1 protein-coding gene is annotated in these 663 nt (G+C 73.8%); it reads left to right on the top strand.

Translation table 11 applies throughout. The features are described 5' to 3' along the window. Positions 1 to 80: 80 nt before the first annotated feature. Positions 81 to 663: c-type cytochrome (locus AC27KI_RS26640; RefSeq protein WP_487116894.1), on the top strand; the 583-nt coding region annotated here is incomplete at its 3' end.

Consider the following 663-nt stretch of genomic DNA (forward strand, 5'->3'; position numbering starts at 1 on the left):
CCTCGTGTCGCTGCTGGCGCTGCTGACGGCGGCGGGGGCCGGCCGCCGCGGCGGCTGCCGACGGGCCGGCCGCTCCTGCCCTGGGCGACCGCGTGCTGGCTTGCACCGCCTGCCACGGCCGGGAAGGGCGCGCCACCCAGGAGGGCTACTTTCCGCGCATCGCCGGCAAGCCGGCGGGCTACCTCTACCACCAACTGCTCAATTTTCGGGACGGCCGCCGCAGCTATCCGCAAATGGCCTACCTGCTGGAGCACATGACTGACGACTACCTGCGCGAGATCGCCGCGCATTTCGCCGCGCTGGACCTGCCCTACACGCCGCCGCCCCCGACCCAGGCGACTCCTGCGGCCCTGGAGCGCGGGCGCACGCTGGTGCGCCAGGGGGATGCGGCGCTGGGCATTCCGGCCTGCGTGCAGTGCCATGGGTCCGCCATGACCGGCGTGGCACCGGCGATTCCGGGCCTGCTGGGATTGCCGCGCGATTACCTCAACAGCCAGATTGGCGCCTGGCAGACCGGCCAGCGGCGTGCCCAGGCGCCCGATTGCATGGCCCATGTGGCCCGCCAGCTCGTACCCGAAGACGTGAGTGCGGTCACCGCCTGGCTGTCCGCGCAGGCCGTGCCCGCCGACGCTCGGCCTGCCGCGGCCTTGCCCGGCCGGCTGC

This window comes from Acidovorax sp. KPB24-03 (genome assembly GCF_057546605.1).